This window comes from Streptomyces sp. CoH27 (genome assembly GCF_020181035.1).
GTDB classification, from domain to species: Bacteria; Actinomycetota; Actinomycetes; order Streptomycetales; family Streptomycetaceae; genus Streptomyces; species Streptomyces camelliae.
This window is the reverse complement of sequence record NZ_JAIQYY010000070.1, coordinates 1-12,042: the sequence shown is the minus strand read 5'-3', so window position 1 is coordinate 12,042 and position 12,042 is coordinate 1. Positions and strand designations below refer to the sequence as shown.

Here is a 12,042-nt window from a genome sequence, read left to right as displayed (position 1 = left end):
CGTCAGCGCATCAGCACACAGTCACATCAACGACAGGCGACGTTGATCGTCACCCCAGATGCGGTTGCAGTACTAGTCCGCGTTCGCGAGCGGTGTCGACGATCGCCTGGGCGAGGACGTGGGGCGAGTACTGGTCGAGCGAGGCCGACAGTCTCAGGACTTCCGCGGGCTTGACGTCGGGGGCGGCGATGACGTCGAGGACGCGGGGGCGGCCGCGGGTGAGGGTGCCGGTCTTGTCCAGCAGGAGCGTACGTGCGCGGCCGAGGTTCTCCAGAGCTCCGCCGTCACGGATGACGACGCCGAGGCGGGAGGCGCGGGAGAGGCCGGAGACGATGGCGACGGGGGCGGCCAGCAGCAGCGGACAGGGGGTGGCGACCACGAGGACGGCGACCGCGCGGACCGCGGAGCCGCTGATCAGCCAGGCCGGTCCCGCCACCGTGAGCGACAGGGGCAGGAACCAGGCGGCGTACCGGTCGGCCAGGCGTACGACGGGCGCGGACTCGGCGCCGGCCTGCTGGGCCAGCCGTACGATCCCGGCATAGGTGCTGTTCTGCTCGGTGGCGGTGGCGCGCAGTTCGAAGGCGCCTCCGGCGTTGACCACTCCGCTACGCACCAACTCATCCCGTACCCGCTCGATCTGGAGGGTCTCGCCGGTGAGTACCGATTCGTCGAGGACGGCGGTGGCGCTTTCCACCCGGCCGTCGACGGGGACGACCTCGCCGGGGCCGACGACGAGCAGGTCACCGATGGCGACCTCGGCAAGTGGCACCGTGGTCACCCCCGCATCGGTGCGGCGGCGGGCGGAGCGCGGTGCGTGTTCGAGCAGGGCGCGCAGGTCGTGGGAGGCGCGTCGCTGGGCTGCCGCTTCCAAGGTGCGGCCGGTGGCGAGCATCAGCGCGATCAGCGCACCGGCCAGGTATTCGTGGACGGCCAGGGTGCCGCCCAGCGCGAGGACGGCGATCAGGTCGACACCCGCATGTCCGTGCCGCAATGAGGCAAGCACCCATCCCACCGCGGGGAGCACGGCGGTCAGGGTGCCCAGGGCCCAGAGAAGGTCGGCGAGGTTGCCGGCCCCCGTGAGCCAGGCGATGCCGCCGGCTGTCAGGGCCGCCGCGGTGACGGCCAGGAGTGCGGGTTCGAGCCGTGACGACACGACCGCTGCGGTCAGGCGGCGCAGCTGTGCGGTGAACGTGCGGTGGGTCATGACATACCTCGGTCCGTCCGGCGCGGCGATCGTGGGGCCGGTCCCCCTCCAGCACATCGCGCCATCAGGTGTCGGCGGGAGAGGACGTCCGGCCCTGTTGCAGGGCCAAACAGACGGTGCTTGCGTGTGCTGGTCATGGCCTGCGCCGGTCGGTATGGAGGGCCAGGCGGGGGCAGGCGGCGACGGCTCGGCGGGCGTGGCTGCGCAACTCGTCGGGCACAGCCCGTCCTCTCAGAATGGGGTAACCCCATTCGTCGAGGTCGATCAGCTCGGGCAGGAGTTCGGCGCACAGGCCCTGGCCGGTGCAGGCGATGCGGTTGACGCGCAGGCTTCGGGTGCTGGTCATCGCCAGGTCTCCGGGGGTGTTGCGGGTGGTATGGGGATGCGGGGTGGCTGGTCGGTGGCGAGGCAGGGGCCGTGGGCGAGGTGGTGGTCAACGTCGTCGGCGAAGGCGCGCAGGGCCGAGGCCGCGAGCCGGGCGGCCCCGTCCGGGTGGCGGCAGGCTCCACGATCGGGGAGCAGACCGGTGCGGTGGCGCAGCTGGGCCAGCAGTCCAGGGTCAGCTCGTCCGACGGCCAGAGCGGTGAAATCCTCGGCCACGGCGGGCAGCCCGAGCCGGCAGGGGCCGCACTGGCGGGCGCTGTGGGCGGCCAGGTAGGTGAGCATCCGTGCCGTCTCGCTCAGCCCGCAGGCCGCTCGGGGCAGCGCGACGAGGACCCCGGCGCCGGGTGCGGCACCCAGCGGAGCGAGGTCACGCCGGGCGAGGGGCGTGTCCAGGTGCGCTGTCGGGAGCCAGGTGCCGGCGAAGCCGCCGAGCAGGACCGCTCGCAGGGGTTCGGTGGGTTCTCCGGCTCGCGCGAGGAGTGTGGTCATCGGTGTGCCGAGTGCTGCCTCTAGCACACTCGGGGCGGCGACGGCACCGGAGACGGTGACGAGTGTGGTGCCGGGCTCGTCCGGGGTGCCCGCCTGCCGGTACCAGTCGGGGCCGTAGCGGGCGATGAGGGCTAGGTGAGCGAGGGTCTCGGCGTTGTTCACGAGCGTGGGGCGCCGGTCGACTCCGCGTTCGTGGGTGCGCGGCGGGCTGCCCTGCGGCTGGGCTGGACCTCCGTTGAGCCAGCGCACCAGCGAGGTCGACTCGCTGGAGACGTAGGTGTGGGGAAGGGCGTGCAGACGCAGCCGGACCAAGTCGAGGCGGGCGCGGCGACGCTCGTCCAGGGCCGCACTCAATTGCCGGTACTGGGCGGAGCGGTCGCGGGGGAGGCACACGTGGACGGTGTCCGCGCCGACCGCGGCCGCGGCCAGTACGGCGCCGTCGAGCACGAGGTGGGGTGCGACGGCGCTGAGGAACTGGTCCTTGCGGCTGGCCGGTTCGCTCTCCATGGCGTTGACGACGACCACCGCGCGGCCGCGGTGCTCCGCCACGGCGCGCAGCTTGCGGGCGGTGGGGAAGCCCGCGCCGCCCCGCCCGGTAAGCCGGGCCGCTTCGACGGCCTCCACCAGCGGCATCGACCCACGGCCGCCGAGCGCGGCAGCGACAGGGGCTGGCCCGTAGCGCGTCAGGTGGTCGTTCAGGGTGGCCGGTCGCCCAGTGGCGTACCAGTCCGCCAGCAGCCGGGCTTCGCCGGGAGCCGCTGACAGGTGGAGGCGCGTGAAAGGCGCCGTGGCTGGGGAGCTCACCGTCCACCTCCCAGGGTGATCGTCGTGCTGGCCGCGCGCTGGGCCCAGCCCGGCTGCAACGGGCCGGTCGCGAGGAACGCGCCGAGCACGACCGGTACGGCGATCGCAGCCGTGGCGGCCAGCAGGCGCCCGGTGATACGGCCCGGGCCGGCCTTGGCCAGCCGCCACCACACAGCTGCCAGCACCACGCCGAGGCATCCGGCGTGAAGCCACAGCTGGAGCGGCAGTCGGGTGTCGGTACCGGTGCCGACGCCGTGGAAGAGAGCGAGCGGCCACGCCGCGTACGCCAGCCAGTGCACGGCCTTCCAGCGGCGCACGCCCAGGCGCTGCCGCAGGGCGCTGGTGACGAGCACCGCGAGCAGCAGGTCGAGCGCGGCCGTGCCCAGGCCGAGCCAGAGCGGTCGGTACGACGCCCCGAACGGCACCACGGACACCGCCCACCCCAGGTGGACGAACGGGTCGAGTACGGCCGTCACCACGTGCGTGGTGAGGAACGCCAGTGTGAGCAGGGACAGGTTGCGGTGCAGCAGGCCGATCTCGAACCGGCCGATGCGGCGGGGTGCGGCGCGCCCGCCGGCGGCGATGCCGAGTGCCACGGTGGCGGTGAGCAGGATCAGGGCGAGGGTGCCGCTCGCGCGGCTGGCGTACCACAGGGGGCTGCCCGTGAGGGCCAGGGTCGTCATCGCGGACCTCCTGGAGCGGGAGCGTCGGAGTCGGGGGGCCAGCCGCAGAGCCGTACGACGTAGCCATCGAGGTCGACCAGTCGGGCGGGCAGCGCGGTGCTGCACAGCCAGTCGACGGCCCGTTCGCCCAGCACGATCGCCGCCGTACTGGCGGTATTGGCGTCCACACACGTGGCCGCGGCGACGGTGACCGTGCGCCAGACGGGGGCGGCCGGTTGGCCGGTGGCCGGGTCGACGATGTGGTGCAGGGTGCGCCCCGCGCGCCGCCAGGTGCGCACGCGGATGCCGGAGGTCGCCACTGCGCAGCCGGCGATCGCGACGGCGGGACCGTGGTCCGCAGCGGGCCGGGCGTGGTCATCGGCCAGAGCGATACGCCAGCCGTCCTCGGGTGCCGGTCCGGCCGTCGCCAGATCGCCGCCGAGACTGACGAGGACGCCGCAGTCGGTGACCGCAGCGGCGTTGCGGGCGGCGCGGTCGGCGGCGAGGGCCTTCGCGGTCGCCCCCAGATCGAGGTGGGTGTGCGGGGGCAGGCACAACCGTCGGGTGTGCGGGTCGAAGCTGATCCTGCGCCATCCGGGGACGGGCTGGGGTGGTGGCAGGGGGCGGACGTCGTCGGGGCGCAGGGAGGCGAAGGTGCGGTCGTAGCCGAGCGCGACCATCGCGTGGCCGACCGTCGGGTCCACCGCGCCGTCGGTGAGCTGTGCGGCCCGCAGCGCGACGTAGAGGGCTTCGGCGAAGCCTTCGCTGACCGTCGTCGCGGTGCCCGCGGTGAGGTTCACCCGGGTCAGTTCGGAGTCGGCGCGGAAGCGGCTGCAGGTGCGGTCGATGACGGCCAGCTCGGCGCGCAGGATCGCTTCCGCGGCGGGCAGAGCACGTGGCTCGGTGACGAGCAGTACGGCCGTGGTACCGAGGGCCGGGAAGCTGACCTTGGCGAGGGTCGGCTCGGGGCTGTGCGTGGTCATGACGCACCCGTGGTGGTGTGCGGCTTCTGCTGGGTGGAGGTGGGCGGCTGGGCCGGGGCCTGGGGCGCAGGCTTGGTGACGGCCGGTGCCTTCCCGTCGTCCGAAGCGCCCTCCTCGTCGTCTCCCCTCGCCGTGGTGGACGACGTCGGCGGACCCTGCGCGGGTGGGGGCGAGGGCGCGGAGGAGGGCGAACTCCCGGGAATCAGGTGGGTGTAGACGCCGCCGAGGGCGGCCGTCGCGGCCACTGCGGTGACGGCGAGCCACCGGGTGAGGCGGCGGGTCCGCCGCAGTCCGCGATCGCGAGCGCCGGGGGAACCGGCCGGGGAGAGGTTCTGGTCGAAGTCGTCGGGTGAAAGTGCCATGGCAGCGGCTCCTGGTGATCGGGCGGCCCGGATCGGCTGCGTGCACCTTCAGGTTGTGACGGCGGCATCCAGAAACTCGCTCACGTCCTTTTCAGGACTGGTAAAGATCTTGGGTCACCGAGTCGTCGGCCCGGGTCAGCCCTCCGGCCACAGCGGAAGGTCCAGTACGACGGTCAGCCCGCCGCCCGGCGTGTCCTCCAGCCGTACCGTTCCGCCGTTGGAAGTCACCAGGCGGTGGACGATGGCGAGCCCCAGACCGGTGCCCCTGGCCTCCGGATTGCCGAACCGGTGGAATGCGACATCCTTCGCCTCGGGACTCATCCCGGGGCCGTCGTCCTGGACGCGCACGCGGGCCAGTTCGTCGGTCGCCTGGTGGTCGAGCGTCACTTTCCCGCCCTCGGGCACGGCGTCCACGGCGTTGGCGATCAGGTTGTCGAGGATCTGCTCCAGGTGACCCGCACCGAGCGCGGCGGACACCGCAGGCCCGTCGGAGACGGTCAGCCGTACACCGCGTTCCTCGGCCACCGGCGACCAGGCGGCCACCCGCTCGGCCACCACCTCGTCGATCCGGACGGCGACAGGCCGGGGCGTCGCCTGCTCGGCGCGCGCGACCGCGAGCAGCCCGTCGACCAGCCGGGACAGCCGGACGATCTCCTCCTCGGCGGACGCCAGCTCGGCGGCGGTGTCGCCCTCCGCCGTGGCGGCCAGGACGTCGAGCCGGAGCCGCAGCGCCGCCAGCGGGGTGCGCAACTGGTGGGAAACATCGGCCAGCACGGCCCGGTGACCGTGCACAAGGGCCTCCATCCGAGCCGCCATGGTGTTGAAAGTGGCGGTGAGCCGACGTATCTCCGGGGGGCCGCCGACGACCTCGGCCCGCTCGCCGAGCGCACCCTCGCCCAGCCGCTGCGCGCTGACGTCCAGTCTCGACAACGGGCGGCTGACCCAACGGGCGAGGCGGACGGACAGCAGCACGGAAGCGGCCAACCCCACCGCTCCGATCGCGGCGGACCAGCCCCAGATCGCGGCGATCCGGGCGTCGAGCGGGGCCGCGGAGCGGGCAAGGACGACCACGCCCGAGGGGCCGCGTACCTCACCGGCCGGCTCCGCCGTCAGGAGTCGGCCCTCGTTCTCCGGCGGCTCCGGTTCGTGTCCGGCCAGGACCTTCTCCACCAGTTCGTCCGCCTCCTCACCTTGGGCCGCCGTACAGGGCGTACTGGCCACCAGCCGTGCGGAGGCGCCGTACACGGCGGCGCAGTTCCCCACGCGGGCCGCGGCGTCCAGCTCCTGGCGCATGGCGGTGGCCGGCTTGCGGTCGGAGAGGTGTTCCTCGGCCGCCGCGGCGATCACCCGCGTGGCCGCCCGCTGGCTGTCGCGGAAGGCGACACGCTCACGGGCCGTCATCGACACCGCGAGCGGTACGACCGCCAGCACCAGCAGCACGGAGGTCAGGACCACGAGCGTCCAGGTGATCCGGCGGGTCACGACCGTTCCCGGGACTCCTGGACCGCCCCGAGCCGGAACCCGTGCCCGTAGACGGTCTCGATCAGCCCCGGCACGCCGAGCTTGCGGCGCAGCGCCGCGACATGCACGTCCACCACCTTGGTCGGGCCGTACCACTCGGCATCCCACGCCCGCTCCAGGACCTGCTGCCGGCTCACCACCCGCCCGGGATCGGCGGCCAGGCACTCCAGGATGCCGAACTCCTTCGGCGTCAGCGCGACCACGTGTCCGTCGACCGAGACCTGCCGGGTACGCAGGTCGAGCGCCAGCGGGCCATGCCGAAGAATCTCTGGTTCCATGGGGCGACGGCGGCGCAGCACGGCCCGGATCCGCGCGAGCAGCTCGGCCAGCCCGAACGGTTTGACCAGGTAGTCGTCGGCGCCCTCGTCCAGGGCCACCACCCGGTCCGCCTCCTCGCCCCGCGCGGTCACCGCGATGATCGCGGCGTCCGACCGCGCCCGCAGCCTGCGGCATACCTCGACGCCGTCGATGTCGGGCAGCCCCAGGTCGAGCAGCACCACATCAGGGCTGGGGGCCGACAGCGCCGCCCGCCCGGTTCGAACGCCCTCGACGGCGTAGCCGACCTGCTGCAGACCGCGCACGAGGGACTCCGCGATGCCCCGGTCGTCCTCGACGACCAGCACCCGCGTCTCCTCGGCCACGCCCGTGTCCCTGGCGCCCATGCCCGTTGCCCGTCCTCCCCGGCCGTGAGATCAGATATCCGTACCGACATCCAGCCTGCCCCTCGCGCCGGATGCGACGGCAGGGCCGTTCGTCCCTGTATCGCGCTGTCCGCGCCACTCCGTCGTACCGGCACGCAAGTCGGTCACGAGGCCACCAAACCGTTCAAACCGATGGCGGCCAGGTGGCTCCTGATGCCACCTGGCCGCCATGGGGTTCAGCCAGGGCGTGGCGCTCAGCGCAGCTGGTTCAGCGCTGCCTGGAAGGCGGCGGCGTGTCGGGCCTCGTCCGCGGCGGTGTTACGGAAGTAGGAGGCGGCGGCGGTGTCACCGACGGCGGTCGCCTGCTTGGCGAACCCCGGGTAGATGGTGGTCGCCTCCGAGCGCTCCCCGGTGATGGCCTTGTTCAGGTTCGCCTTCGTGGTGCCCACCCGTCCGGCCAGGACCGCCTCGCCTGCGAAGTGCTCGTGCAGCTCGACGGCGGCCGTCCCTTCCCACAGACGGGCCAGTGCGGGGTTTCCGGTCTGCTTCGCCTGCGCCGCGAAGAGCATGTACTTGGCGTAGGCCAGGGCTTCGCCGTGCATGGCGGTGTCCAGGTTGGTCTTCGTGCGGGCGGCGCTCACCTGTGGCGGCCCGGCGGGTACCGCGGCTGTCTTGGCGGCGCTCGGGGCCGGGATGATGCCGTGGCCGGAGGTAACGGCTGTGAGTGCCGTGCGGAAGGCCTCGCGGTGGCGGCCCTCGTCGGCGGCGATCTCCGTGAACAGTTCGGCGGCCTTTGTGTCCCCGTCCTGCCGGGCCTGCGCCGCGAAGCCGCGGTACATGACCTGGTGCTCGTACGTCTCACCCTTGATGGCCTGGCGCAGGTTGGCCGCGTTCGTGCCGACCACTCCGGTCAGCGTGGCTGCCTCGTGCAGGTGCTCGTTCAGCTCGGTCTGCGCCGTGGTCCGGAAAAGCTGTCCGACGGCAGCGTGGGCCGCTCCGTCGGCTTGAGTGCCGAAGAGGCTGTAGGAGGCATAGGCGAACGCCTCGCCCTTCATGGCGGTGGTGAGGTCCGTGAGCGTCTGCGCGCGAAGCGCCCGGGCGGCTTGAAGCTGCGGGTGGGGGCCGGCCGGTGCGGCGAGGGCCAGGGCGGGGGCCGCCTGCGATGCCGCGGTCAGCGCGCACAGACCGACCAGGAGCGTACGTATCGAGTGGCGGAACACGACTTCCTCCTCCGGGGGCCTCTTGGGTGACAGCGCCCCTTCCTCATAGGACCCGTTCGGGTGCACCCATGCCGTGTCTGCTGAGCCTTTCGGGTGCTGACCGAGCGTGATCAGGAACGGGGTTAGTTACGCGACGGCGGTGGTACGGCGGCACCTGGGAGCACGCCCACGGGCACGTGCGGCATCGCTGCCTCGAAGGGTTGCCGGGAGGGCCATCGGGGCCAATGCGCTGCGCGGCACAGTGGCGGAGGATGGACGAGAGCCGGGCGGGCGGTCCCAGAGTCGGCTTGGCGAGGAGGCGCGGCATGGCCAAACCAGTCGTCGTTGGAGTCGACGGCTCACAGTCCAGCCTGGACGCGGTCGAGACGGCGGCAAGCGAGGCGGCGCTGAGCGGGGTCGGCCTGCGGCTGGTGCACGCCTTCGGGTGGCCCTCGATCCATCCACCGCCTGGTGGCCCGCCCTGGGATCCTGCCAGGGCGGGCGTGCGCGAGCTGGTGGACGGCACGCTGGCTGAGGCCGAGCAGCGGGCACGCGCGATCGCGCCGCGTGTGGACATCACACGAGAGGTCACCGTCGGCGAGCCACTGATGGTGCTGGAGATCGAGTCGCGCACCGCCTCGCTCGTCGTGGTGGGTAGCCGCGGGCTGGGCGCGTTCGGCAGCCTGCTCCTCGGTTCCACCGCCGTACATCTGGCCGCCCACGGTCGCTGCCCGGTGCTGGTGGTACGGGGCAGGCCGAACCCGACCGGTCCCGTGCTGCTGGCGGTGGACGGCTCCCCGGCAGGCGAGCGAGCTGTCGAGTTCGCCTTTGCCGAAGCGTCGATGCGCGGTGCGGACCTGCTGGCCCTGCACGTGTGGAACACCTGGAGCGAACGGGCCTACGAAGGGCCGGGCGACCCGCTGAACATGGTGGTCGACATCGACCGGCTCCGCGAGGAGGAGCAACGGCTGCTGGACGACACCCTGTCTCCGTGGCAGACGCGCTACCCCCAGGTCACGGTGGAGCGGCGCCTGGTGCGCGCACGGATCCGCCCGGCACTGATCGAAGCGAGTCACGACGCGCAGCTGGTCGTCGCCGGTGCGCGCGGACGCGGTGGCTTCACCGGCCTGCTGCTCGGCTCGGTCAGCCAGGCCCTGCTGCATCACGCGCACTGCTCAGTCGCCGTGGTCCGCGGCAAGGAGTGACCACCGCCACCTCTCCGTTGGCTTTGATGTCGGCGCCGGTCAGGTGAACCGACAGCCGAGGGCGGTCAGAGTCGTGCGCTTGCCAAGAGCCGACAGCGAGCCTTACTCGCACAGCCTGCCAGGGCGGTAACCGGCATGGTCGGCACGTTGTGCTCTGCGAAGATTTTCCACACAGCTGTGGACGGCGGAGCCGGATGGGGCGCTGGGCCCTCCGGCCCTACGCTCGGGAACTGTGGCCCAGACCGACTGAGGTCTCACGGATTCATCCTGGCATTAACGCATCGACGCTGAAGTCAGCCGAGGGAAGTGATCGGCATGATGTGGTACGACGGCGGCTGGGGCTGGGGCGGCTGGATCGTCATGACGGTGTTCATGGTCCTGTTCTGGGCGGTCCTGATCGTCGGGTTCATCGCACTCGTGCGCTACCTCGCCGGTACGCGTCACCATCAGCAGCCCGACTCGCCTCCACCTTCCGGATGGGGCGGAGGGCAGAACCGAGGAGCCGAGAACCTGCTCGCCGAGCGGTTTGCGCGCGGTGAGATCGACGAGGACGAGTACAAACGTCGGCTCGCGCTGCTTCGGGAGCACCAATGACTCCGCATCGCCGCCGAGAGGTATGGACGGCGATCGCCATTGGCCTGGCGGCCTTGATTCTGGGCGTCGCCACGACGGGCCTGATGGCCGCGTCCGGCGCCTTTCACAGAGCGGCACCGTCCTCCTGGAGAGCGCAGAGCTCACGATGCAGCGCACCGGGCGCGAAAGGCAGTGCGGTCGATGTGACGGTGTGGGACACGGGACGCATGATGCGGGGCCCGAACTGGCCCGCACCGAACAACGGCCATCCCGGCTGGTACGGCATGGGCATGATGCGCTTGGTGACCCAACCCGCGACCGTTCCGGCAGGGGTGGTGACGGTACGGGTGGTCAATGCGGGAGCCCTCACGCACGAGGTGATCGTGTTGCCGCTGTCGGCGGGCCAGACTGCCGGAGAACGTGCCATCGGCTCCGACGGCCGGGTCTCGGAAGCGGGAAGCCTCGGCGAGGCGTCGCGCACCTGCGGCAGCGGTGCCGGAGATGGGATCGCCTCCGGCGCGGCGGCCTGGACCACGGTGACGCTGCGGCCGGGCCGCTATGAGCTGCTGTGCAACGTCCCGGGCCACTACGCGGCCGGCATGTACGCCGAGCTGGACGTCACTCGGTGAGTGACGGAATCGGCGGCTGCCCGAACCGGCGCTGATGGCGGCACGAGATCCCGACACAGAACGAAGGCCCTTATCAGCGGCACGGGTGTCTCCTGATGCCCCGCCCTCGCGCAACCGATGGCTGAAGTTACTTGTGCAGCGAATGGGCGGGAGGGGGCTGGCCTGGTTTCGTGTGCTGCAAGCGCAGGAGCCCTCCCGTCCGCTGGACGGAAGGGCCCCTGACCTGGTGTTTCCCTGTGCCCCCGGCAGGATTCGAACCTGCGACACCCGCTTTAGGAGTTTTCCCTGGGCGGGGTGACCTGCAGAAACGTCGACCGCAGGGTGTCTGGCCTGGGAAAACACCCGTCCGTAGTTCTCACGTGTTCACGGGGTTTCCCGGCCTGATGTGTGCTGAATCCGTTCGTGGAGCGTCTGCGCAGTGCCACCGGTGATGGGGGCGGGATCGCGCATCGTTCCTACGAACGCCCCTCGCGGGCTGTGACTTTGACCGACTATGGGATCGCAGACGCCGAGCAGAGACAGTTGGTAAGGGGAGGGGGACGTTGTGCGCGTTGATCTGCGTATGGAACACGGTGTGGGTGAGCTGCGCTCACTCCACACTTGGTTGCGGAGTGATGCGGTTGTGCGCCGATCGGCCACCTTGGAACTACAGGAAGGGGCGCTCCAGCCCGGGCAGATGGGCTCCGCTGTCGAAGTGATCAAGCTGGTGACTGAGAACGGGTGGAGTGCGGCCTCATTCGTGATGGCAGTCGTTGCATGGAAACGGACGCGACCACGGAGCCCGCAGATCACGATCAGCCGTGACGACACCACCGTCTCGCTCACGAACTGCAGTGACGAGGAGGTGGAGCGGGTGATCCGGATTTTAAGTGAGGGGCAGGCCGGGGAGGGGCAGGGCGAGTGAGTGTGCTGCCCGACCCAGGAGCATCACGAGCCGTCCTGATTGGTTCCAGCCAATTCGACCACCTGGAGCAGCTTCCGGCTGTCGCCAATAACCTCACAGCGCTTGCCGAAGCCCTTTCCCTTCCTACTTCCTGGGGGCTGGCACCGCAGAACTGTGTGGTCGTGTCGAACCCGACATCCAACGATGAAGTGATGACCGAGCTCCGATCCGCTGTCGAGCACGCCCGCGACACGCTTCTCGTGTACTACGCCGGTCACGGGTTGATCGACCTGCAGAACGCCTTGCAACTCGCGTTGCCCAGATCCCATCAGCAATGGGTGGGGTCGGCGCTTCCCTACGACTGGTTGCGCCAGGCTGTTCTGGCAGGCCCCGCAGAGCGGCATGTGCTCGTGCTGGACTGCTGCTTGGTCACGTCCGCGGGAGTGGTGTATCGACGGCCACTCGGTGATCTCTTCTTTGAGGCTATGCGGTGAGTTCCGTCG

Annotated in this window: 13 protein-coding genes and 1 pseudogene; 5 read left to right on the top strand and 9 right to left on the bottom strand. The window is 71.2% G+C overall.

All coding sequences use genetic code 11. From position 1 onward, the window contains the following. Positions 1-67 precede the first annotated feature (67 nt). The 9 genes and pseudogenes from LE548_RS44440 to LE548_RS44400 form a co-directional block, all read right to left on the bottom strand. A pseudogene (locus tag LE548_RS44440) lies at positions 68-1,204 on the bottom strand (HAD-IC family P-type ATPase); the annotation flags it as partial. 133 nt (positions 1,205-1,337) lie between these two features. After that, positions 1,338-1,550, bottom strand: coding sequence for a ferredoxin (locus LE548_RS44435; protein ID WP_225102731.1), 213 nt, complete (start codon positions 1,548-1,550; stop codon positions 1,338-1,340). Continuing rightward, a complete protein-coding gene (locus LE548_RS44430) occupies positions 1,547-2,881 on the bottom strand; it encodes an NADH-ubiquinone oxidoreductase-F iron-sulfur binding region domain-containing protein (protein WP_225102730.1) in 1,335 nt (444 codons plus the stop codon). The genes LE548_RS44435 and LE548_RS44430 overlap by 4 nt, the downstream gene beginning before the upstream one ends. Further along, positions 2,878-3,564 (bottom strand): ferric reductase-like transmembrane domain-containing protein, encoded by a 687-nt coding sequence (locus LE548_RS44425; protein WP_225102729.1) that lies wholly within the window; start codon positions 3,562-3,564, stop codon positions 2,878-2,880. Before LE548_RS44425 ends, LE548_RS44430 begins: the two co-directional genes overlap by 4 nt. After that, positions 3,561-4,526, bottom strand: a complete 966-nt coding sequence (locus LE548_RS44420; RefSeq protein WP_225102728.1) for an FAD:protein FMN transferase — start codon at positions 4,524-4,526, stop codon at positions 3,561-3,563. Before LE548_RS44420 ends, LE548_RS44425 begins: the two co-directional genes overlap by 4 nt. Then, the gene (locus LE548_RS44415; RefSeq protein WP_225102727.1) at positions 4,523-4,888 is read right to left on the bottom strand and encodes a hypothetical protein; all 366 of its coding nucleotides are present in this window, start codon (positions 4,886-4,888) and stop codon (positions 4,523-4,525) included. Before LE548_RS44415 ends, LE548_RS44420 begins: the two co-directional genes overlap by 4 nt. A gap of 135 nt (positions 4,889-5,023) precedes the next feature. Then, entirely contained in the window at positions 5,024-6,370 is a 1,347-nt protein-coding gene (locus LE548_RS44410; protein WP_225102726.1) for a HAMP domain-containing sensor histidine kinase, read from the bottom strand. Continuing rightward, positions 6,367-7,071 (bottom strand): response regulator transcription factor, encoded by a 705-nt coding sequence (locus tag LE548_RS44405; RefSeq protein WP_225102725.1) that lies wholly within the window; start codon positions 7,069-7,071, stop codon positions 6,367-6,369. The genes LE548_RS44410 and LE548_RS44405 overlap by 4 nt, the downstream gene beginning before the upstream one ends. A 233-nt stretch (positions 7,072-7,304) precedes the next feature. Next, positions 7,305-8,270 (bottom strand): ferritin family protein, encoded by a 966-nt coding sequence (locus tag LE548_RS44400; protein WP_225102724.1) that lies wholly within the window; start codon positions 8,268-8,270, stop codon positions 7,305-7,307. 305 nt (positions 8,271-8,575) lie between these two features. Between LE548_RS44400 and LE548_RS44395 the strand changes: the two genes are divergently transcribed. From LE548_RS44395 to LE548_RS44375, 5 genes are all read left to right on the top strand, one after another. After that, positions 8,576-9,454: a universal stress protein gene (locus LE548_RS44395; RefSeq protein ID WP_225102723.1), complete on the top strand. Its 879-nt coding sequence runs from the start codon at positions 8,576-8,578 to the stop codon at positions 9,452-9,454. Positions 9,455-9,769: 315 nt separating this feature from the next. Further along, complete coding sequence (locus tag LE548_RS44390; protein ID WP_225102722.1) at positions 9,770-10,048, top strand: SHOCT domain-containing protein; 279 nt, start codon at positions 9,770-9,772, stop codon at positions 10,046-10,048. A 281-nt stretch (positions 10,049-10,329) separates the two neighbouring features. After that, positions 10,330-10,656, top strand: a complete 327-nt coding sequence (locus LE548_RS44385) for a sulfocyanin-like copper-binding protein (protein ID WP_225102721.1) — start codon at positions 10,330-10,332, stop codon at positions 10,654-10,656. A 574-nt stretch (positions 10,657-11,230) separates the two neighbouring features. Continuing rightward, positions 11,231-11,560 carry a hypothetical protein gene (locus LE548_RS44380; protein WP_308031205.1) on the top strand — a complete coding sequence of 110 codons (330 nt, stop codon included), beginning with the start codon at positions 11,231-11,233 and terminating at the stop codon, positions 11,558-11,560. Next, positions 11,557-12,033: a caspase family protein gene (locus LE548_RS44375; RefSeq protein WP_225102720.1), complete on the top strand. Its 477-nt coding sequence runs from the start codon at positions 11,557-11,559 to the stop codon at positions 12,031-12,033. Before LE548_RS44380 ends, LE548_RS44375 begins: the two co-directional genes overlap by 4 nt. Positions 12,034-12,042: the final 9 nt, after the last annotated feature.

Coding starts and splice junctions, on each gene's coding strand:
- LE548_RS44420 (WP_225102728.1), bottom strand. CDS start 4,526: ATGACCACGCACAGCCCCGAGCCGACCCTCGCCAAGGTCAGCTTCCCG.
- LE548_RS44395 (WP_225102723.1), top strand. CDS start 8,576: ATGGCCAAACCAGTCGTCGTTGGAGTCGACGGCTCACAGTCCAGCCTG.
- LE548_RS44390 (WP_225102722.1), top strand. CDS start 9,770: ATGATGTGGTACGACGGCGGCTGGGGCTGGGGCGGCTGGATCGTCATG.
- LE548_RS44405 (WP_225102725.1), bottom strand. CDS start 7,071: ATGGGCGCCAGGGACACGGGCGTGGCCGAGGAGACGCGGGTGCTGGTC.
- LE548_RS44415 (WP_225102727.1), bottom strand. CDS start 4,888: ATGGCACTTTCACCCGACGACTTCGACCAGAACCTCTCCCCGGCCGGT.
- LE548_RS44425 (WP_225102729.1), bottom strand. CDS start 3,564: ATGACGACCCTGGCCCTCACGGGCAGCCCCCTGTGGTACGCCAGCCGC.
- LE548_RS44435 (WP_225102731.1), bottom strand. CDS start 1,550: ATGACCAGCACCCGAAGCCTGCGCGTCAACCGCATCGCCTGCACCGGC.